The organism is Gimesia sp., assembly GCF_048260065.1.
GTDB lineage: Bacteria > Planctomycetota > Planctomycetia > Planctomycetales > Planctomycetaceae > Gimesia.
Genome location: NZ_JBLXHC010000001.1, coordinates 746922 through 769812 on the forward strand (window position 1 = coordinate 746922; position 22891 = coordinate 769812).

A 22891-nucleotide genomic window follows, 5' to 3' on the forward strand; every position below is an offset into this window, starting at 1 on the left:
ATGCCTGCTGTCACCGTACCCTGGTGGTCAGAACTGGTGTCTTATCAGTATCTGACTGCGCGTCGGGTCTGTGCATCTGTTCTGTTAATGGGCACGATGATTTCAGAAATGCGGTGAAATCAAAAAATCATCCCCATTATAAACAGTAAATACAGGTTCTCCAGGTATGTCCGATCGCGCTGCACGCATTGAAGCTCTTTACGCCGCTATTCAGAAACGAATTCTGATTCTGGATGGAGCCATGGGCACGATGATTCAGAACCATAAGCTCAAAGAGGCCGATTACCGGGGGGCACGGTTCGCCGATTATCATATGGATATCGCGGGGAACAATGACCTGCTGAGTCTGACCCAACCGGAAATCATTCGGGGAATTCACCGCGAATACCTGGAAGCAGGCGCGGATATCATCGAGACAAACACGTTCAATGGAACCCGGTTGTCTCAGAGTGATTACCAGATGGAGTCACTGGTTCATGAGCTCAATCAGGAATCAGCGCGGCTGGCGCGAGAGGTTGCCGATGAGATTACCGCGGAAAATCCGGATAAGCCGCGCTGGGTCGCCGGTGTTCTCGGGCCGACCAGCCGCACCTGTTCAATCTCTCCCGACGTGAATGACCCGGGTACCCGCAATGTGACCTACGATGAACTGGTCGAGAATTATCTGGAATCGATTGATGGCCTGGTCAAGGGAGGGGCCGACCTGCTCCTGATTGAGACCATTTTCGATACGCTGAATGCAAAAGCGGCTGTTTTCGCTGTGAAGACCTATTTTGAGCGCGAAAACATTGAGTTGCCGATCATGATCTCCGGGACCATTACCGATGCTTCCGGACGAACTCTGTCAGGCCAGACGACAGAAGCGTTCTGGAATTCGCTCGCGCATGCCAAACCGTTTTCGATTGGTTTGAACTGCGCACTCGGTGCCCAGGAACTGCGTCAGTATGTGAAAGAACTCTCACGCGTCGCTGACACATACGTTTCCGCGCATCCGAATGCCGGTCTGCCGAATGAATTTGGTGAATACGATCAGTCAGCTGCAGAGATGGCACAGATCGTCGACGAATTCGCGAGCAGTGGTTTCCTGAATATTCTGGGAGGCTGTTGTGGTACGACGCCGGCGCATATCAAAGCCATCGCAGAAGCGATGAAAAATCATGCTCCGCGCCCCATTCCGGACATTGAGCCTGCATTACGACTTTCCGGACTGGAACCGTTTAACGTCATGAAAGACAGCCTGTTTGTCAACGTCGGCGAACGGTGTAACGTGACCGGATCGGCTCGATTTAAACGTCTGATTAAGGAAGACGATTACGATACGGCCCTCGAAGTCGCGTTAGAGCAGGTTCAGAACGGCGCCCATGTAATGGATGTCAACATGGATGAGGGCATGCTGGATGCTGTGAAGGCGATGACGATCTTCCTGAATCTGGTCGCGACCGAGCCAGAAATCGCACGGGTGCCCGTGATGGTGGACTCATCCAAGTGGGAGGTCATCGTCGCCGGTCTGAAGTGTATTCAGGGCAAACCGATTGTGAACTCAATCAGCCTGAAGGAGGGGGAAGCCGAATTCCTGGAGAAGGCACGATTGTGCCTGAAGTATGGCGCGGCTGTGGTCGTGATGGCATTCGACGAAGAAGGACAGGCTGATACCCAGCAGCGAAAAACAGAAATCTGTGAGCGTTCATACAACCTGCTGGTGAATAAAGTCAATTTCGCACCTCAGGACATCATCTTTGACCCGAACATCTTCGCGGTTGCGACCGGTATCGACGAGCATAACAACTATGCCGTGGACTTCATCGAAGCCACGCGCTGGATCCGTCAGAATCTGCCGTACGCGAGCGTCTCCGGCGGGGTTTCCAACGTTTCCTTCTCGTTTCGCGGGAATAATCCGGTCCGCGAAGCAATCCATTCCGTATTCCTGTATCACGCCATCCAGGCCGGGATGAATATGGGGATTGTCAACGCCAGTCAGCTGGCCGTGTATGATGATCTGCCGACGGAACTCAAGGACAAAGTCGAAGATGTGATCCTGAATCGCACGCCGGAAGGAACCGAAGCGCTGCTGGCGATCGCCGAGCAGTACCGGGGGGACGGCAAAGCCGGTTCCACGAAAATGGAAGACCTCTCCTGGCGAGAGCTGCCGGTGACCAAACGGATTGAACACGCTTTGGTCAAAGGGATCTCCACTTACATTGTGGAAGACGCAGAATTGGCTCGACAGGAACTGGATCGCCCGCTGGATGTGATCGAAGGTCCGCTCATGGACGGCATGAATGTGGTCGGTGATCTGTTTGGTGCGGGGAAAATGTTCCTGCCTCAGGTGGTGAAGTCGGCGCGTGTGATGAAGCAGGCGGTAGCCTATCTGCAGCCTTTCATCGAGATGGAGAAACAGGAAGAGAGCAAACCCAACGGACGCATTCTGATGGCGACCGTGAAGGGGGACGTACACGATATCGGCAAAAATATCGTGGGGGTCGTGCTGCAGTGTAATAATTTTGAAGTCATCGATCTGGGGGTGATGGTTCCCTGTGAGACGATCTTGAAAACCGCTCAGGAAAAACAGTGTGATGTGATCGGCTTGTCGGGTCTGATTACCCCATCGCTGGATGAAATGGTGACAGTCGCCGCTGAAATGGAACGTCTGGGCATGGATCTGCCTCTGATGATCGGCGGTGCCACGACCTCCAAAGCGCATACGGCGGTGAAAATTGAACCGCAATACACGCGCAATCAGGTCGTTTATGTTCCCGACGCCTCACGTGCAGTTGGAGTTGCGGCTGCGTTGATTTCGGAAGAACAGCATGATGACTATGTCGCGAAAATCAAAGCTGAATATGTGACGGTGCGCGAACGGGTCGCCAATCGCAAACCACAGGGAACTCCGGTCCCTTACGCGGAAGCAGTCACACAAGGAATACAGATCGACTGGCAGAACTATACTCCACCGAAGCCCTCATTCACCGGCACGCAGGTGCTCGATGATTATCCTCTGGAGAGACTGGTCGAATACATTGACTGGACGCCATTCTTTATCAGCTGGAACCTGGTTGGAAAATATCCACGTATTCTGGAAGATGAGGTCGTTGGTGAAGCCGCCCGCGATCTGTTCGAAAACGGACAGGCGCTGCTGAAGCAGATCATTGACGAGAAACTGCTCAAAGCGCGAGCCGTGATTGGTTTCTGGCCTGCTAATCGAGTGCAGGGAGACGATATTGAAGTCTATGCTGATGAAAATCGGAGTGAAGTGATTGCAGATCTGCATCATATCCGGCAGCAGGTGCGTAAACGCGGACAGGAAGAACAGCCGCTGATGTCTCTGGCCGATTTCATCGCTCCCAAAGAGAGCGGGCAGCAGGACTATATCGGTGGTTTCGTCGTGACAGCCGGCATTGGTGCTGAGGAGCTGGCGAAGTCGTATGAAGCGAAACATGATGACTACAACAGCATTATGGTCAAAGCACTGGCGGACCGACTGGCCGAAGCGTTCGCCGAACATCTGCATGCCCGCGTCCGCAGAGAATTCTGGGGATACGCTGCGGACGAAACCCTGAATAATGAATCACTGATCAAAGAAGAATATCAGGGCATTCGTCCTGCCCCCGGCTATCCCGCCTGTCCCGATCATACAGAGAAGGCAACACTGTTTCAGATGCTGAATGCGGAAGCAGAGATCGGTGTGAATCTGACAGAGCATTTCGCCATGTATCCGACCGCCGCTGTGTCCGGCTGGTATTTTTCCGCTCCCGAATCTCGTTATTTCCACACAGGAAAAATAGATCGGGATCAGCTGGAATCTCTGGCAGAACGGAAGAAAATGAGCCTGGAAGACATGGAACGCTGGTTGCGGCCGGTGCTCATGGATTAATTGTCGTCGGGCAGGGGAGGACTCAGGCTGGATCGATGCGAACGCCCCGGTCCTGCTTCTGTCGGGGTTCCCATTTTTGATTTTCGGTTCCTCCCGATTGATTTTCCTCGGCGAACAGTATTCTTCCGAGTACAAACCAGAAGTCGGACAGTCGGTTGAGAAACTGAGGTACGGCAGGATTCACTGCTTCTTCAATGCCCCAGACTTGAATTTCTGCCTGTCGTACCAGCGTGCGGATATCGTGCGCGATCAGCACGCGCAGACTCCCCTGGGGGAGAATGAAGGAATCCAGTGGTTCCAGAGCCGGTGTGAGGCTGGCAATCAGTGCGGTCAGTTCTTCGACTGATTCCTGGGGAAATCGTCCGCGTTCTTCTCCGTCGGTGATCGGCGTGCTGATATCTGAGCCGATGTCGTACATTTCCTGCTGAAATGAAGTGGCCAGCTGTGTCAGCTGGATCTGGCAGGTGTGATTATCTGGCCGTTGTATTTGCAGCACTTGGTCTTCACAGGCGTGAATGAAGTAGCCTAGTTTGACAGCTACCTGTTCGATCGAGGCCAGGGCTTTGATCCGCGGACTGGCTTTGGAAACACGCGAGCCATCATTCAGATAAGTTTGTCCCTGGTCGCCGGTTTTGGTGACGATCATATTGAGATGGACTGTTCCACGTTCCGACACGGCTGGATTCCTCTGACAGTGAGATTAAAACGGGGTGAAAAGAGTATCATAGTCCGTTTTAGTCGAAGAATCGTCTCAGAGAAGTGCGAAAAGGAATTTTTCGTGGCTGGATGATGCAGTCAGATGCAGTAAATTCGGTTTAACTGGATACCTGTGGGTTTTCAGCTTGAAAGCTGCGGAAACAGAACAAATATGAGACTTTACAAGCTTGGCACGAGTCTATATACTTTTGACCGAAGCCCAGTCCTTCAAGGAATTTCGGGCTGCAGGAGAGGTGGCAGAGTGGCCGATTGCACCGGTCTTGAAAACCGGCGTGCCGCAAGGTACCGGGGGTTCGAATCCCCCCCTCTCCGTATTCAAAATAATGGTCGTTGCAAACACTGGAATTATCGTGTTTTGCAGCGACCATTTTTCATTGGCACACATGACTGTCTCAGAACTGTGCCAATCAGATCAGTATGAGACGCGTCACGCTTCCCATCTCTGGTCAGCAACGCGAAGCTCCAGGCTTACCAGCAGGCTTCGCTAGAATTTTCCATCGCCCATATCGCCAGCAGCTTTCGTATCACATCGTGCATCACACGCGTCCGCATGGCGATGAGGATTTTCCATCTGAGCGGCTGAAACCACAGCAAGATGTGCAACAGGGCGAGTAAACAGGTCCATCCCCTGGCAGTGCACGATCTTATGTGCCAGGGACGCCTGTCGTTCCTGCCGCCTTGTGTCTGCACACTGGTGACCGGTATCAATCCAGGATACTACAATAGAAGGCGTTTGGATTTCATCACGATAGCGGACATCAACTGGCCTCGAGTATCCGAGCTTTGTGGCAATCTCGAAGAAATGGTTCTGATACCACACTTCAATGGAGCTCCACCAGGCAAAGATCCAGCGAATACGAAGGCATGAGACTGTCGTGATTCATGGCCCCTGCTCAATTCTACTTGAAAACGAATCAATCAGATTATTCTTAATAAATTAGACAAATGTCTAAATACGTATTGACTGTAAAAAGACGTGTGTCTAAATTGATGCGGTATATGAAACACCAGTAGCTTCAGGAGATTTTCAATGGCAAAGAATTCCAGGAGTGGTCACACCGATTCTCAAGATCTACCTGAAGCAGAGCTTGAAGTTCTGGCTTGCCTCTGGAATGCAGGTGCTTTGACGGCTGGTGAAATCCGAAAGCAATTAGAGTCATATCGGCCGATGGCTCATGGTTCTGTGCTTACGCTGCTCAATCGATTGTCTGAAAAGGGTCTCGTAAAACGGGAGAAGTCAGGACAAGGCAAATCTTTTGCTTACCGTGCGGCACAAGGTCCCCAAACCACTCATCGTCATATTTTGCAGAAGCTCAGACAACGAATATTTGGTGGAAACTCAGTCGCCATTGTGGCATCCCTGCTGGAAAGTCAACCCACCAGTCCGGAAGAAATTGAGGAACTCAAAGCTCTCATCGAACGTCTTGAACAGAATCAGAATCTGGAGGACTAATAATGTCCGTTGATACGATTAATTCCATGGCAGATGCGTGGCTATTTATTGTGATGCACATGGTCTGGCAGTCCACTGTCGTCGCATTGCTTGTCTTGGTGGTTGTTTGCTGGAAACATCGTATTTCAGCAAATATTCGGTATGCGTTGCTGATGCTGGCTCTGATCAAGTTTGTTGTGCCACCGTTTTTTGCGATGCCGGGGGGGATTTTCAGTCAGTGGGAAATATCAAACGGTTCTTCGGTTGAAACGACATCGAGTAAGGTTTCCGTACTCCCGCCAAAAGTTGAGAACCTGGTAGTGCCGTCTTTCGAACCAGTAACTCCTAACAGAAGCGATCTGCCTGTTCCTGTCCAGAATAACCCGCAGAAAGAAATGAAATCGTCTACCGAAATAGCTGATTCCCCGGTTTCGATAATTCCCTCAGCATCAGAAATCCAGCAAGAACTGACGGTCAGAATGAGTCCGATTGCCTGGTTAATGATCGTCTCCATGATCGGAACCCTGGTGTCTCTGCTGTGGATGGTGAAAAGCAGCTTTCACCTGATGCGAATCATTGCTCGTTGTAAGGAGGCAGATGGTTCCATGCTGGAAGAATTCAGTGAATTGACTCAATCAATGGGATTGCGCCGCCGCATCCGTTTGCTGTTAAGTCCGGCCCCCGTGACTCCGATGGCATGTGGCCTGATTCATCCGACAGTCATTGTTCCCGCAGCCATGCTGGCTCAACTGTCGGCGACTGAGCAGCGTGCTGTTTTTGCGCACGAACTGGCGCATCACCGTCGTTTTGATCCTGCTGCACTTTGGATTCAAGGTCTCATTCGTGCTCTCTGGTGGTTTCATCCATTAGTATGGATGTTGCATCGAAACTTGCAGCGCGTCCGGGAACAATGTTGCGATGATCTTATTGTGGTTGAGAATCTGGTAACGAAAGACGAATATTGTGCAGCATTAGTCCGTGCACTGGAGTGGTGCTCTGTGCGAACCCGGATTTTGCAATTATCTGCATTGCAGATGCGACCGCTTCAGTCTCGTATCACACGTGTTCTGAATCCACGGGTCCGTCGTTCGGCCAGGTTATCAAATCTTGCCTGGGGAATCGTGATACTCTTGTGTGCCGCCATACTTCCAGGTCTTGCCTTACGGTCTGCAGACGCTGTAGCAGATGTTCCCACTACGAATAAAAGTGAGCAGCAAGATAATGCCCAGGCGGTGAAAAAATCGAATCCCCACCACGCCGAAATCGGTGGTTTAATTCTCGACGAGAAAGGAAATCCCGTTGAGGCAATCGTTCATTGCAGTCATGTAATAAATAACGTTACTGACTACCAGTCAACGAGGACAGCTGCTGATGGTCGTTTCCATTTTGATGATGTTTCAGCAGGTCGATACGCTTTAACAATCGCTGCTGCAGGGAAAAGTTACACCGGCACGTACCTCTCTGTTCAAGCGGGGCAGATCGAACGGAATCTGAAACTGATTGTTTCTCGTCCCGAATCTCTGGTGCTTAAGATTCAGGACAAGCAGGGAAAACCTGTTGCCGGGGTCGAGTATTCTTATGTCAGCTGGAATGTGAAGGGGGGGAGTCGATGGTGGCTTCAGCGGGAGTCGCTTGAACGACTTAAAATTAATAGTTCCGCATCAGATGCGGAGGGCAGGCTTGTCATTGAAGGAATTCCAGCAGATGTTGATTGTAACGTGCTCGTCAAACACCGGGACTATGTCAACTGTTTAATCGAAAACGCCAGAACATCAAAAGAGAACTCAATCACTCTTGAAAAAGGAGTGCCTGTAGAAATTCAGGCAATCGAGGCTGAAACAGGGAAGCCTGCGACAGAAGCCATCGTCAACATCTCAGGTTATCCGAAAAGTATTAACGTAAGAAACGTTCCCGTAGATTCGGAAGGCAAGTATCACACTCGATTCCCGATCATCTCGAATCTCGTCGATATCAGTGTGCGACATCCATCGCTGGCAACAACTGAATGGGCTCGAGTACATGATGGAACGGCTCACAGTAAGTATAAATTCAAGCTATACCGCCGGGGAACAGTCCGCGGACGTGTATTGAGCCCAGAGAACCAGATGCCGTGTTCCGGAGTGCAGGTGCAACTCATCAGTAACCAGTCAATTATTTTACGCAGTTACACCGACAGTGAGGGACGCTTCGAAATGACTCCGCCGTCCGGCAGATTTGGAATTGTTGTGGGAACTGGAAATGGTTTCTATGGGGCAGACAGGAATTGGAAAGACGTCCGCATTAAACCTGGCGAAACGACGGAGCTGGAAGATCTAAAAGCCAGACGGCTTCCTCTGATTCGTGGTGTCGTGCTTTTACCGAATGGCCAACCTGCCGTCAATGCATTGGTGATGCAGGGCGACGATCAACCCCAATCCATATTCACCGATGAGCATGGACGGTTCGAATTGCAAATGATGCATAAGCCATGGGTCGCAAATATCATGGCGTGCCATTTGACTGAAAAGTTGAGCTCGGGAGTGAGCCTCTCGGTTTCCAGCCTGGAAGAGGGGGCAGAAGCACGCATTCAACTTGAGCCGGAATCGATGTTGATCGGCTCTGTCGTCGACGCAGCAGGAACTCCGCTGGAAGATGTAGATGTGACACTATGGTCAGTATATGGTGATAAAAAAAGAAGTGAATTCAGAAGGCTCTCGACCCATAAAACGGATGCTTCAGGTGAATTTCGCAGTTGGGGATTAAGCAGACATCAAAAGTATCAGGCATCGGTCAGCGTAACGGATAATACCCAATTACCTGGATTCGTCAGCGTCAAATCCGATACGACTCAACTTACAAAACCGGTACAACGCCTGACACCAATCAAACTTGATTCCCAGATCTATCGAAATCATACTCAAACCCCGGATTCGGCTGCGGAGATCGTGTGTCGTGACTGGATCAATTCGGACGAACTGAATCTGGATTCACTCCGCGGCAAAGTCGTCTTACTGGACTTCTGGGCCACATGGTGTGGACCTTGTATGGCAGATTTGCCCAGGCTTCAATTGGCGCATGAGCTTTACGGGGAAAAAGGATTGGTGATTATTGGCCTTCACAATAATTCAGTTCCAACAGACAAAGTAAGAGCGTTCGTAAAAAAACGCGGACTGACCTTTCCGATAGGAGTCGATACGTTGTCTGGTGAAACTTGCGGGAATTATAATGTGAACAGCTATCCGACGAAGATTTTGATTGGCCGTGACGGAAGAATCATTGCCACGCAAATCAGCAAAGCAGAATTACTGCCGATTCTTCGCAGTAATGTCCTCTATCACAACGATCAGAAATAGATCGAATGCACGAACTTTGAATGATGCCTGAATCCGCAATCAGGTAAGTGTCTGGCTAACGTGTGTGGAATGAGCGAAATGAGCCAGTGTATATGCGGCCTGAAGATTGGACGTGTTGCCGTTGAATCTTCTGATTTCTGATTGTCTTTTTTTAAAGGACATCTTCCCCGTTCTCAGGTGCGGCACTACCTGATGGCGGTCAGGCCTTTTTAAAACGGGATCGAACCAGAAATGCTACGACCCCCAACACTAGTAAAATATTCAGACCTAGTACCACAGACATGATGCTGGAATCTTTCCCGGGAGAGATTGGCTGATTTTCTGCCTGCAGACTGCTGGTATTACCCGTTCCAGGCATGACTGGAGAGATGATCCTGTATCCTGCAGCTGAATTAAGTTCTGCGAGACTGATGAGCTTATCGCGGTTGACATCTGCCTGCTGAAAGGCCTCTTTGATTTTTAAAACCCGTGGCTCCTGACTTCCATCCAGTTTGATTTTGCCACTGTTTTTTTCTGTAGTTAGAAATTCATCCAGAGTCAGCGAGCCATCCTGGTTCTGATCACAGTGGCTAAAAAACAGTTCCCTGGGAACGTACCTCAGATCAACCGAAAATTTGAACTCATTAAATTCAAGGCATCCACTATCATTGACATCCAGGCGATCGAAGTATTCCTGTCGCAGCAGACTTAATTCCAGTCCGGAGCTCCAGCCCAGTTCGAACAGACTTAGTTTGCCATCACGGTTGGCATCTCTTGAAGAAGAACTCCAGTTTTCAACCCGGTTGGCAGACAGCGAGGTACGGTATTCATCCAGCGACAGCACGCCGTCCTGATTTAAATCAAATCCGGGAAACGTATAATTTGCCAGCGGTCTCAGGAAGGGAGCGGTCCCTTCCATCAACTCGTTTTCATCCAGAGAAGCATCATGATTGAGGTCCATCTTTCGAAATTCCGCTATCGGATCGAGTAGATGTCCCGGCATCTGTCCCCATTCGGCTAAAGTGATTTCACCATTCTGATCTGTATCCCCCTCCTGAAAACGTTTCTTGCCTGCTTCCTCTCCTAGTCGCTGGTAATAAGCCATGAATTCTTTGAGTGTCAAGTTGTCGTTATGATCTCGATCAAGGGCCTTGAAGTGCCACCAGTAAATAATTTGACCTGTCGGTAAATGCAGTGGCAGACCATCCAGGCGGCGTAGCCCATAACCAGCCTCTAAAAGCCAGCGACAGTCGTCCCGGCTGATGGTTCCGTCAGCATCTCGATCCCAGTCCTGCCAGGTGGAACGTGCCAGACCTGGTATTTGCCTGCCGATACCAGCTTTTTGAAATTCTGCCTGCGAGAGCGTGCCACTCTCGTCCGTATCCCACTGATTCCAGTGTTTGTCAATGTTCTCCAGCTGCTGATCGACGAGAATTGTCAATGGATTGGTTAAACTGCCACGTAAGGGATCCGGCGCCATTCCCGGAACCGTGGCGTATTCCTGAATTGACAGTTTTTCATCAGAATCCCGATCGAAGAGTTGAAAATCACGCTTCGCTTCTGACAGTTTCTCCTTTGGGAACGATGCGATGAATTCAGCCTCAGATAGAGATCCGTTCTTGTCCTTATCGCGACTTTTAAATCCCAGTTCGAGGATGATCTCTGCTGGTGCCTGCTTCATATCAACCGAAAAAGTGAATTCATCCAAATCGAGATATCCATTTGCATTCCTGTCCAGCCGGTCCAGGTATTCCTTTCGCAGCAGACTCAATTCGAGTCCCGGTGTCCAGGGCAGTTCTTCCAGACTTATCCTGCCATCATGATCCTGATCGCGTGCTCCGACCATCCAGTTTTCGATGCGATTACCCAGAAATGTCAACCGATACTCGTCCAGCGAGAGTGAGCCATCCTGATCCGTATCAAATCCAGGAAAAACCGTATCCACCAGGGGCTTCAGGAAAGGGGCAAGCCCCTCGAGTAACTCCTGTTGATTGAGCAGTCCATCAAAATTGGTATCCATTTTTCGAAATTCTGAGATTGGATCCAGCAGAAAACCAGGCATTTGCGCCCACTCCTGAAGGGAGAGCAATTCGTTTTGATCCGTGTCGCCCGATTGAAAACGCTTATTGGCAGTTTCATCTCCAAAACGATTGTAATAGTTTTGAAACTCTTTTAACGTCAGCTGGTCATCGTGATCACGGTCGAGGTCTTTAAAATGCCAGCGGTAAACAACCAGACCTGTCGGTAACTGCAAAGGCTGGCCACCCAGACTTCGCAGTCCATAAGCGGCTTCCAGTACTCGACGGCAGTCTTCCTGGCTGACTTTTCCGTCTTTATCCCGATCCCAGTCTTCCAGTTTAAGGGCTGTAAGTCCGGGGATATACGTAATCAGCTTTGAGGATTCGTACTCTTCAGAAGACAAACTGTGATCCCCATTCGCGTCCCATTTCTGCCACTGGCTTACTATTGCCGCCATCTGTTTATCAATTAAAGGCAATAACGGATGCGGTATTTCACCACGCAGCGTCAGGGGAACAACACCGGGAATTGTACGAAATTCTGCCAGGGTTAACTGATCATCACCATCCAGATTAAACAGCTGGAAATCGCGTTTTGCTTCCGGTTGCTTCTCCTCTGGAAAAGATGCGATAAATTCTTCTGCTGTGACACGGCCATCCCGATTGGCGTCCCTGGTCTGAAAGTTAATCTGCTGGACGATCTCCGCAGGTGCTTTACTGCTGTCAATGGAAACTTTAAATTCATTAAAATCGAGAAATCCATTCTGATTCAGATCCAGTCGCTGAAAATATTCCTGCCGTAACAGACTCAGTTCCAGACCCGGAGTCCAGGCCATCTCTTCCAGGCTTAAACGTCCATCATGGTTCTTATCCACGGAAGTGACATCCCAGTTTTCCAATTTGTTGACCGGTAATGTCATGCGGTATTCGTCTAATGAGAGTCGCCCGTCACGATCGAGGTCAAATCCCGGAAATGTATAGCCGGTCAATGGCAGCAACCACTTTGCTGTCTGATCGAATAATTCATCCCGATCCAGATAACCGTCCAGATTCAGGTCCATCTTTTGAAATTCAGCGATGGGGTCCTGCATGAGCCCGGGGAGTTTGGCCCATTCACGTAAGGACATCGTCTGGTTCTGATCGGAATCGCCTGCTGCAAATTTTTGCTTTGCCTGCTCTTCTCCGTACCGTCGGTAATAACTCAGATATTCTTCCAGTGTCAGTTGATCATTGTGATCCTGGTCCAGGTTTTTAAAATGCCACCAGTACACAATCAGTCCGGATGGTAAATACAGCGCCTGACCATCCAGACGCCGCAAACCGTAACAAGCTTCGAGCACCTGTCGGCAATCTTCGCGACTGACTTGTCCGTCTGCATCCCGGTCCCAGTCTTTCAGAAATACCGGTGGTAAACCTGGAATCTGCTCATTAATTTTCGCATTCTGCAATTCCTCCGACGACAAGCTGTTATTCCCATCCGTGTCCCATTTTTTCCAGTGTTTGTCGATGATCTCCATTTGATTCTGGATCTGGGGTAACAGGGGATGTGGCAACCCACTCCGCAATGCCGTTGGCACCAGCCCCGCAATTGAGCGGTATTCTTCGAAAGACAGGTTCTCATCACCATCCCGGTTAAACAGAAAGAAATTCCGTTTTGCCTCCCGCTGCTTTTCTTTGGGAAAGGAGTCAACAAATTCTGTCTCTGTGACACTTCCGTCCTGATTCATATCACGCGCCTGAAAACCGGCTTTCGTTTTATCAAGAGGACTCGTAACAGGAGCGTCTGGGGGGACATTTTTCTTTGCATCGCTGGCCTGATTCTCAGGTTCTGCTGCAAGAAATGTGTGACCGAAGAGAGGAATGATGAGACTGAGAAGACAGGAACAAAAGACAATTTTGTATGTTGGAAAAATGAGAGAATTCAATCTAGCCATAATCTGATGTCCCCGGGATTTATTGTTCGAGTGGAGTACCACTCAGAGCCCCTCCCTGTGGGCTGACGAGCGCTGCATAAACTTTTCCATCGATGTTTTCGGAAAGGAACTGGACGTGCCCATCACAGTAGCCTGCGTTCACGCCACCTTGGTGTAATGAATTGGGGTAAGGGGAACTCCCTTCCGGTTTAGTGATACCGGCATTGATCGCGCTGTGGCCTGAATTTGCCAGATTGTAATCGACGTTGCCTTCGGAACAGCGTCCATTCCGACAGGGATTGCCAATATAAAAACTGGTGAGATAAGGATTGGGGGAAGCCCAGTTGGAGGCCGAATTTTCCGGGTTATAACCTGTGCGAATATTTTCTGAAATCAGCATGGTATTGGAAGCGCCATCCGTGATACCGGCCATCGTGTAGTGGCGTTTCGCGCGTATTTCGCCTTTCCAGGTTTCGTTGAAAAACAGACCCATCTGGAAAAACAGTTCCCGATCTGAAGGGGTTCCATCTCCTTCAGTCGATGAATTACACGTAATTCCGTTTCCATTCAGATCCAGTTTCCCACTGGAAGGACCAACGGGGCAATCATGAATACCGGAAATCTGCGCTGAAAATCCGACTCCACTGCTGACTACAAAAGATAAATTTCCCTGGCCGGGAACTTCTGAAATATCATCCGGACAGGTTAAGACGGGGATATGCGTTTTTGCCAGCGGAGCGTTCACTGGATCTTTATAGTTTTTCTCGACATCCCATTGATTATAAAGATTTGCCTGATCGATGAAGGGCAGGGTTGCCACGACCCAACTCCGGTAAGAACCTCCTGTGGCAGGTGTACCATCACCAAAATAACCACAGGCCGGAAATCGGTTGGCACTGTCCGTTGACTGCAGTATTCCCAATGTCACATTTCTCATGTTGTTCAAGCATTGGACTTGTCGGGCTGAGTTACGTGCTGACTGCACTGCCGGGAGTGCCAGTGCGATTATAATACCGATCACTGCAGTGACAACCAGCAGCTCCAGAATCGTGTAACCGTTTCTCAGAGGAGACGAAACGGTAGACGGGATTTCTCTCACGTTATCAGCAACTGTGCGTTTACACTTCATCAGCGTGAGCCTCCAGCCACCAGGCAGCAAGGTAGGTGAGAACTGCGACAAAAATGACGACATCCACAAAGTACATCCAATAAGCGAATTGCGAACATTCACCCATGAGAGGAAAAATCAATTTTGCTTCAGTCTGTTTCCGCGAAGGGAAAATCATGTTCTGTTGCTCTGACCAGTTTAGCAGGAAAAGCACGGTAACACTTCCTGTCACAATGGCGGCTCCCAGTTTGTAGCCGAGACGCAGGTAAGGCGAAGCAACATGGACGAGCAGCGGCACCAGTGTGATGGCCACCAGGAAAGAACAGGCCGAATACACGAGAAACAGTAATGGAGAGGTTTCGCCAATTAGTGGAAAGTAGAGTTTTCCCTGCCCCATCCAGCTGACAAAGCCGTAAATGCCAACACTGGCGCACAGGACCAGGGCACAGGCAAAAATCAGCTTACGAAAGACCGGATGTTCCAGGAAAGAAAGATTGATTGCGGGTACCATCTGCCGGGGAGGGGGTACCTCTTCCTGTTTGGGGGCCCGCGCATCAACCCGTTCGACGGCTGCATTCACCGTTGAAGCCCAGGTCTCTTCTGAGTACGCGCCAGTCGATGCCTCATCATCCGCTGATCCAACGAGTTCGTCTGGCTCTGGCAGAGTGTCTGTTTCAGAATAGACCTCGTCTCCGGGAATTGTTGAACCATTCGGAGCAGGCCGACTGAGATCGACACTGACTTCACGCTGCGGATCGACGGGCACCGGGGGGATTTTGCTGCTCCTTAAAGAAAGCAGGCGCTTGAGCCAACCCGGCTGTTGAATTTCCTGCTGCACATCATCGCAGGCAGTTCCCTCAGGCTTAGCTGATTCTTCCAGAAACGCATCCAGGTCATCTACATCAGCAAACGTGTCGTCCGACTCATTAATAGAATGATTGACAGCAGGCAGTGTGGCGGGATCCCGTCGGGCCATATGAAACAGACCAACCACGGAATCAGCTCGCTGCCATTCGTCCATATAGTCAGGACGCACCATAGTCTCAGGCAAAAGCTGCTCTTCGCGGACCATCTCCACCAACTGTCGGAAGGTGACAGGCCCAACCTCTTGATCAGACTGTTTATAATGCCAATTGGTTGCCATTTTCAGTCACTCTGATAATTGAAGAATGTTATTTTATGCCTGAGATACTTATCTACCCTACTTAATAAAATGGTAAAATAACAGATCGCAAAGCAGTATACAGTACAGTATTGGTGAATGCAAACATTTGCTCACTAGCCTGTGTTCTGTTTTGTTGTCACGTCTCCGTTGTCACGTCTCCAGGGTTGTTTAGTAAGAAGTATCTTAGTTTGAGCGGCATTACGGTTAAATGTGATGTGTTCCAGCATTTGTGATGTCAATGTTGATGAGATGAAATGGTACCCAGACTGTGATTGCTGCTCTGGCCGAGTTGTTTTCTTCCCGAGGAGTGCCGCAGCGCATCCGGAGTAACAACGGCCCGGATTTTGTCTCCTGAGTCATTCAACACTGGCTGAGTCAACTGGAGATCAACTCGTTGTATCTCGAGCCGGGAGCCCCCTGGATAAATGGTTATGCGGAAAGTTTCAACAGTCGATCCCGGATGAACTCCTGGCAGTCGAAGTGTTTGAGAAGCCGGGAACAGCCTGCAGGCTCACAACTGTCAGGCAGGAAGATTACAACGGCCAACGCCGACATGGTTCGCTGGGAGATACTACCCCGGCAGAGTTTGCGAGTCGCTGTGCAGTTTCCAATCGAGCTGCGCCCTCATTCCCACTGCACAGCGAAATCACCTAAACCAACCTGCATAAGACCTGGTACAGGTTTTTGAGGTAGGTCAGATGCAGCTGAATTGAGCTTATTGTTTCCTAGAAATCTAAGTTAAATATTTTACTTCATGGAGCTTGTTCGACTAGACTGGTTGTTACTCTGCCGTAGTCTGAGAAATATTGGCTTTGTTCCGTTTAGTTTTAATCATTTTATTGTACAAGGCATAATTAGCAGAATTATGACCAAAGCCTACTCGCCAAGTGCCTCTTGATTAATTGACGAAGTGTTGCTGCGATGCTCGATAGAGATTGCAAGAGAACGTAAAACTTCTAAGTAATTTATTCAACTCAAGGAATCTTACTGTAGATTCCCATTATGTGTTGTTCTTGTGATGCCGGTTAAGAATCAGGCTCTATTGGAGGAATCCAAATGAAACAATTCTTCATCTTATGCACCTGGCTACTGGCCACGCTGATTCCTCTGATTCAGGTGTCTCAAACACAGGGAGCAGATTCAAAGCCAGCAATAATTTCGATCAATGAGTTCGTCCAGTTGGATACTGTTGAGCAAAAAAAACTGTTGCTGAAAATGTTTCAGAAGCGGTTAGACCATTCCAAAAATCTATTTTATGACGTCGAAATAACTTCATCTATCTTTTATAACGAAAAACCTGGAGAACTGAAGGAGCTCAAAAAGAAGACACCTTTCAGGAGATACCAGGAATGGAAACTGAATGATTCGTATAGGATGGATACGGATATGTATCGATCTGATGGCACCACACTTTCTGAGCGGATTGTTGATGGATACGATGCTAAAGAAGGCGTGTCCCGCGGTACAATCACCTATCTTAATAATAAAGAATATAATAGCGCGCGGATCGATACAATACACGATCCTATCGTCGGTGATAATCGCTACATCTTCTGGTTGAGTGGTGAATACCCCCACAAAGAATTGTATTTATTTCAGTATCTTATCAATCATAAAGATGAGTTCGAAATTGAAGCTCCAGTGAAGGGAGATAAAGTACAACTGACAGTAGGGTATCAACCACACTGGACAACGAAATTTGGTGGGAAACGTGTTTTCATTCTTGATCCTGAAAAAGGGTGTCTCCCAATTGAAGGTACTTCACGTTGGAATGAAACATCTGAAAATAACGGTAAGAAGTATTGGCGTGTCGAGAAGTTTGTTGTCACAGAGAGTGAGTTGGTTGGAGGCGTTTGGATGCCAGTCAAAATACGGGAGATCATTGATGCTTCTTCAATACCGGACACTGCCGCAGTTTATGATATTGAAGTCAAAAGAATCGAACATGGCACAGTATCGTCTTCTGATTTGAATGTTCGTTTCCCGGAGGGATATACAGTAGTGGATGCGATCAAGGGGGTCTCTTATACCACTGATGCTACCGGGAATCCTGCTGGACCAGTAGAACTTGTCATGGGAGGCCCTCCTGTAGTGAATAGTTCTAAACCAGTCCAAAATGAGGTAAACCCAATCTGGCGATACATAGTCGTTTTGAATGTGGTGATGTTGGCCTGTTTTATCTCTTTTTTGTTTTATAAACGACACAAAAGGCGTGAAAGTGTGCACTAAGCTCTGTGGCCTATGATATTTCCAAAGGATAGATTAATAGGAAAGTGAAAGATCTAATTCGTAGGGACTGACTGTTTCGCGTTCCCGCATCACTGACGATCACAGCGGGAGAAAGTTTTACCTTAGCATGAGGAACAATGGCCCCTCCGTCAATCAGGCATGCCAGATAGCTAAGAAATCCCGGCACCATTTGACGTAAAAGTATTCCACATTCAAAAGATTCGAGAGCTGATTCATGGAACGAATCGTGAAAACATTTCCGAAGTTGGGTAGCTGACTCAGGCAGCTTTATTTAAAGACGGGGGCTCAGTTGATAGTTTGATCGTCGATTTGATATTTCAATTTCACGTTGAGTTGTTAATAACAGTTCAACGGTTTTTTTATTAAGTGTTTGTTGAGTAAGCAATCTCGCAACCGAGCAGGGCCTCTCGATCTTTGAAGACCGGTTTTCTTAAATGCGGAAGCTTATTGTCCGCTGCCCAACCAGGCTGGTAGTTGGGCGCTCAGGTGATTTTGCCTCTTCCCCCGCTTTACACATGTTTTCGGTGATCAAACGGGGGGGGAAACAGATGCAACGCCGATCTTATCGGGTTTGGCACATTTTTCGCTAACCTTCTGGTATTCCTGTTTTGCAACAACAAAACTTCCCCCAGAGTTTAACCAGAGGTCGCAGCCGATGATTGACAACCGCAAAAGTACTGTGAACAGCTTTCAGGCCCGTGAAGGGGTACTGGAAACCATTGGGGCGACTCCCTTGATTCGCCTGCGTCGCTATCTGGGCAGCTCCGATGTAGCGCTGTTTGCTAAAGTGGAATGTTTTAATCCGGGAGGCAGTGCGAAAGATCGGCCTTCACGCGCCATGATTGAAGAAGCCTTTCATACGGGCGAAATTCATTCGAACACAACGATCATCGAATCTTCTTCAGGGAATATGGGAATTGGTCTGGCACAGGTCTGTCGCTATTACGGGCTGCCGTTTATCTGTGTGGTCGATGTGCGGGCGCAACCTCAAAATATTGCGATTATGAAAGCCCTGGGGGCAGAAATCGAAATGGTAACAGAACCCCTCGAAGGCGACTTTCTGAGAGCGAGACTGGCAAAGGTCAAGTCTCTGCTGAAAACGATTCCTGATTCGTTCTGGCCTAATCAGTATGGTAACAGGCATAATCCCGGGGCACATGAAAACGGAACAATCAAAGAGATCGACGAAGCACTGAATGGTCAACTCGATTACCTGTTTGTCGCGACGAGCAGCACGGGAACGATTCGTGGTTGTCGCGATTATCTGAGGAAGTGCGGTCGCAAAACAAAGATCGTCGCCGTCGATGCGATGGGTAGTGTTTTGTTTGGAGGCAAAGCAGGCGTCAGACGCATCCCCGGACTGGGGGCTGGGAATATCCCCGAACTGGCAGAGGGACAGCAGTTCGATGTGGTACGCCGTGTATCGGAACTGGACTGTGTGGCCGGCTGCTGGCGCATGGTTCAGAAAGAAGCAATGCTCGTCGGCGGTTCAGCAGGCGGCGTTCTGGAAACGGTGCGCGCGATGAAACACGAATTGCAGGATAAAATCTGTGCAGCGATTCTCCATGACTCAGGCACACGTTACCTGGACACGATTTTTTCCCCGGAGTGGGTAGAAAACACCCTGGGGTATACCGAATCCGAAGTGCAACAGCGGCTGGAGAGTAACCTCTGTATCGACTGTGGCCTGCGTGATCGTGGTTATGCCTTCCATCCCCCTCAGTGCTCAGACTTGTCCTCGTTCTAAAACGCATCACTTTTCGTAATAGCGTCTGTCATTCTAATTAACTCGGTCCCAATGGATCTCGAGTCGTTACAGTAAATCTGGACACAGTCTAATGCTCGGTCTGATTGAACAAAAAAATGAACTTACCGTACCCGCGAGTAAGCGTCCTCCGTATCGTATTGCGTTGGTGGGCTGTGGTCCTAAAGGCATGTACTGCCTGGAACGACTGATCCATCGCATCAACCTCTTCGACTCTCATAGTGAAATTCAAATTATTCTATTTGAACCAGAGAAATACCCGGGCGCAGGCCCCATTTATCACCCCGATCAACCGCACTATCTGCGGATGAATTATGCGTCCGGAATGATCGATACGTGGTCTGAAATACCGACTCCTCGAGAGAAAGATGTGTATCCGGATCTGGTTCACTGGCTGCAGCGATATTACCCGGAAATGGCGGACCCGAACGGGGTCATCCCGCGCGCTGTTACGGGAGAATACCTGATTGACTGTTATCATAAAATCCTGCAGTCTTGCCCGGACTTCTGCAGCATTGAACACAGACAACAGAAAGTGATTGATCTCAAACGGTCTCATGGCCGCTGGATATTGAAAACGGACACCACGTCTGAGAGCTACGATGAAGTCCTGATCTCTATCGGACATGAGGGCTGGCGCAGTGCTTCAGATGATCAGGATCAGTCTGAAACCGTCCTGCCTCATGTTTTTCCCGTGACAGAGATGCTCTCTGAACAACGCATCCCTGCAGGAGCGAGTGTTGCAGTGCGAGGGTTTGCGCTGACGTTTATTGATGCCTGTCTGGCGTTGACGGAAGGGCGGGGGGGATCATTCTCCTGTCATGCAGGCAAATGGAAGTATCAACGATCGGGAGAAGAAGCAGGCTGCATCCTGCCCTTTTCGCGCAGCGGTCGGCCGATGTTTCCCAAGCCGGACTATCAACAGCTTGCATTACCGGGACAGCTGGAAACCATCTGGGAGCAGGGACGGTCTCGTCTGATGCATCTGGAACAGCCGGAGCAGGGACTGGAATTTGAAACCATGATCTGGCCTGTCCTTTTACAGACAGCTGCCAAAGCGTTAGTGCTGGTCAATCCCCAGCAGTTTCCACAGATCAAGTCGACAGCGAAACAGCTGGCATCCTGGTACGCTCTATGGATCAGCAGCACCTGTTCTGCCGATGAAGTTTATGTACTCTTGACGCGTGCATACGGCGTCGCGACCGGGCGGGAACGGCCGGATGAAATCTGGGCACTGGGTGAAGCATTTCGACAGCTCTATTCGACACTCGTCCGCAGAATCAGTCACGGCGGTTTATCGGATTCCAGCTGGGATGGCTTTTCGAAATGTGCCATCGAAATGGAGCGTCTCGCCTTTGGGCCTCCGGCTGAAAATACAGGACGGATGCTGGCGTTGATGGAAGCGGGTCTGATCAATCTGGAATTTCTGAACGGTAATATGATTCAGAATGGAACTACTCTGAAACTGAAACAGCAGAACAGAGTACTTGAGGTGGATCGTCTCGTGCACGCCGTCATTCCCCACTGCCAGCAGTTCGCTGAAGGTTCCATTCTGTCCAAACTGATCTCAAGTGGCTGGGCGCGTCAGATGAAGGGAGCAGGTGCCATCGACATCAATCGGTCGGGACGTCCTGTTGCTGAGAACGGAGCGGTGACGCGCGGACTGGCAGTCATCGGACGCGCGACCGAAGGTTGTGTACTGGGGAACGATACCCTGACGCGACAGTTGCATAAGCATCCCGATCAGTGGGCCCGTTCTGTCTGTCGGCACATTCAACAGAGGTAATACCGTATGAACACGCTCCAAATTGATGATCCTGCTTTAAGTTCCCGCTTCGAAAATGAAGAAAATCCGGAGAGATTACGGGAATACTGTCGGGGAGTTGCCCCGCTGCCAGCCCGACTGGAAACCTGGATGCAGTCATTGTGCAGCGGTCCGGTACTGGCTGAAATGGTGCAGGAATATGGCTCGCCGCTGAATCTACTCTGCACTGAGCCTTTTCAGCGGAATATCAATCTGCTGCGGGAGACTGCCGGTGCATTTCAGTTGGATTTTGAAGTCTATTTTGCCCGCAAAGCAAATAAGTGTCTGGCTTTTGTCGAAGCAGCGAATCAGCTGGGCTGCGGAATTGATACCGCCAGTACAAATGAAGTCAGGCAGTCGCTTGCGCTGGGAGTTCCCGCCGAAAAAATAATCTGCACCGCAGCGGTGAAGAGCGAAGAACTATTGCGGTTGTGTATCAAAACGGGAATTACGATTTCCATTGATAATGTTGATGAACTTTTACTGACGCAACGCCTGGCGCGCGAAGCAAAACGACAGACGAAGATCGCATTAAGGATCAGCGGGTTTACTTTTGAAGATCGGAAACTGAATTCCCGTTTTGGTTTTGACATCATGGAGATTCCTTCGCTGGTTCAACGTTTCTGGTCGCAGGGTCTGGCAGAAGCAGGTACTCTATGCATTTCAGGGCTGCATTTCCATCTGGACGGCTACAGCCGACAGCAGCGGATTGCGGCAATTCGACAGTTGTTACCCTGTATCGATATCTTGCGATCGAAACAGCATCCAGTGACGTTTCTGGACATGGGGGGCGGCATTCCCATGAACTATCTCGAGTCGAAATCTGACTGGGAGCTTTTCTGGCGGGAACACCGCCTGGCGCTGCTGGGGAACCGACCGCCACTGACCTGGGAGAATCATGGACTGGGTCTGATCGCGGATGAAGGCAGGCTGCTGGGCAAACCGAAGTGTTATCCCTATTATCAATCGCCTGTCCAGCAGGAGTGGTTGAAGCAACTTCTCCAGGCAGAAAGCGAAGAGACAACGATTGCCGAATCACTCTGCCGCCGAAAACTTCAACTGCGGTGTGAACCCGGCCGCAGTGTTCTGGATGGTTGTGGCATGACCGTGGCGCGAGTCGAATTTCGCAAGCAGCACAGCAATGGCCACTGGTTCATCGGACTTTCCATGAATCGCACACAGTGCCGGACCAGTAGCGATGATTTTCTGGTCGATCCCCTGTTGATCCCGGCTGGCAAAGCCGACCTGGCACAGGAGCCGACAGTAGCAATAGAAGGCTATCTGGTAGGCGCCTATTGTACTGAATCTGAGTTCTTGAGCCTGCGGCGATTACAGTTTCCTCAAGGGGTGTCGCTGGGAGATCTGATTGTCTTCCCGAATACCGCGGGCTATTTCATGCATTTTCTGGAAAGTCGATCGCATCAGTTTCCGCTCGCTCAAAATGTCTTCTTTGATCCGACAGAAGAACAGTTTAATCTCGATCTGATCGACAAAGAGAATTTATGAAATGTACTGATGAAACCGCAGCTGGCACGAC

13 protein-coding genes and 1 tRNA gene are annotated in these 22891 nt (G+C 49.7%); 9 read left to right on the plus strand and 5 right to left on the minus strand.

Features of this window, described 5'->3' with window-relative positions; all coding sequences use genetic code 11:
• Window positions 1-166: 166 nt before the first annotated feature.
• Window positions 167-3871, plus strand: coding sequence for a methionine synthase (metH, locus tag ACN0YN_RS02620; RefSeq protein ID WP_417383423.1), 3705 nt, complete (start codon window positions 167-169; stop codon window positions 3869-3871).
• Between the two features lie 22 nt (window positions 3872-3893).
• Here the strand turns inward: metH and ACN0YN_RS02625 are convergent, their stop codons facing one another.
• The gene (locus ACN0YN_RS02625) at window positions 3894-4547 is read right to left on the minus strand and encodes an ATP:cob(I)alamin adenosyltransferase (RefSeq protein WP_417383424.1); all 654 of its coding nucleotides are present in this window, start codon (window positions 4545-4547) and stop codon (window positions 3894-3896) included.
• A gap of 268 nt (window positions 4548-4815) precedes the next feature.
• On the opposite strand from ACN0YN_RS02625, the gene ACN0YN_RS02630 reads away from it, so the two are divergent.
• A tRNA-Ser gene (locus tag ACN0YN_RS02630) sits at window positions 4816-4900 on the plus strand.
• Window positions 4901-5072: 172 nt separating this feature from the next.
• Here the strand turns inward: ACN0YN_RS02630 and ACN0YN_RS02635 are convergent.
• On the minus strand, window positions 5073-5408 hold the full coding sequence (locus ACN0YN_RS02635; RefSeq protein ID WP_417383425.1) for a hypothetical protein: 336 nt from the start codon (window positions 5406-5408) through the stop codon (window positions 5073-5075).
• Window positions 5409-5618: 210 nt separating this feature from the next.
• On the opposite strand from ACN0YN_RS02635, the gene ACN0YN_RS02640 reads away from it, so the two are divergent.
• Both ACN0YN_RS02640 and ACN0YN_RS02645 read left to right on the plus strand, forming a co-directional pair.
• A complete protein-coding gene (locus tag ACN0YN_RS02640; RefSeq protein ID WP_417383426.1) occupies window positions 5619-6041 on the plus strand; it encodes a BlaI/MecI/CopY family transcriptional regulator in 423 nt (140 codons plus the stop codon).
• Between the two features lie 2 nt (window positions 6042-6043).
• The gene (locus ACN0YN_RS02645) at window positions 6044-9352 is read left to right on the plus strand and encodes a M56 family metallopeptidase (RefSeq protein ID WP_417383427.1); all 3309 of its coding nucleotides are present in this window, start codon (window positions 6044-6046) and stop codon (window positions 9350-9352) included.
• Between the two features lie 199 nt (window positions 9353-9551).
• On the opposite strand, the gene ACN0YN_RS02650 is transcribed toward ACN0YN_RS02645, so the two are convergent.
• The 3 genes from ACN0YN_RS02650 to ACN0YN_RS02660 all read right to left on the minus strand — a co-directional run bounded on the left by ACN0YN_RS02650 (window position 9552) and on the right by ACN0YN_RS02660 (window position 15514).
• Entirely contained in the window at window positions 9552-13076 is a 3525-nt protein-coding gene (locus ACN0YN_RS02650; protein ID WP_417383428.1) for an EF-hand domain-containing protein, read from the minus strand.
• Between the two features lie 226 nt (window positions 13077-13302).
• Window positions 13303-14391, minus strand: a complete 1089-nt coding sequence (locus tag ACN0YN_RS02655) for a DUF1559 domain-containing protein (protein WP_417383429.1) — start codon at window positions 14389-14391, stop codon at window positions 13303-13305.
• Window positions 14381-15514 carry a DUF4339 domain-containing protein gene (locus tag ACN0YN_RS02660; RefSeq protein ID WP_417383430.1) on the minus strand — a complete coding sequence of 378 codons (1134 nt, stop codon included), beginning with the start codon at window positions 15512-15514 and terminating at the stop codon, window positions 14381-14383. The genes ACN0YN_RS02655 and ACN0YN_RS02660 overlap by 11 nt, the downstream gene beginning before the upstream one ends.
• A gap of 387 nt (window positions 15515-15901) precedes the next feature.
• Here ACN0YN_RS02660 and ACN0YN_RS02665 point away from each other — a divergent pair, with 387 nt between their 5' ends.
• From ACN0YN_RS02665 to ACN0YN_RS02685, 5 genes are all read left to right on the plus strand, one after another.
• Window positions 15902-16189 carry an integrase core domain-containing protein gene (locus tag ACN0YN_RS02665; RefSeq protein ID WP_417383535.1) on the plus strand — a complete coding sequence of 96 codons (288 nt, stop codon included), beginning with the start codon at window positions 15902-15904 and terminating at the stop codon, window positions 16187-16189.
• Between the two features lie 402 nt (window positions 16190-16591).
• Entirely contained in the window at window positions 16592-17764 is a 1173-nt protein-coding gene (locus ACN0YN_RS02670) for a hypothetical protein (RefSeq protein WP_417383431.1), read from the plus strand.
• A 676-nt stretch (window positions 17765-18440) separates the two neighbouring features.
• Window positions 18441-19532 (plus strand): 2,3-diaminopropionate biosynthesis protein SbnA, encoded by a 1092-nt coding sequence (gene sbnA / locus ACN0YN_RS02675; protein ID WP_417383432.1) that lies wholly within the window; start codon window positions 18441-18443, stop codon window positions 19530-19532.
• A 91-nt stretch (window positions 19533-19623) separates the two neighbouring features.
• A complete protein-coding gene (locus ACN0YN_RS02680) occupies window positions 19624-21336 on the plus strand; it encodes an FAD/NAD(P)-binding protein (RefSeq protein ID WP_417383433.1) in 1713 nt (570 codons plus the stop codon).
• Between the two features lie 6 nt (window positions 21337-21342).
• Window positions 21343-22860 carry a Y4yA family PLP-dependent enzyme gene (locus ACN0YN_RS02685; RefSeq protein WP_417383434.1) on the plus strand — a complete coding sequence of 506 codons (1518 nt, stop codon included), beginning with the start codon at window positions 21343-21345 and terminating at the stop codon, window positions 22858-22860.
• Window positions 22861-22891 lie beyond the last annotated feature (31 nt).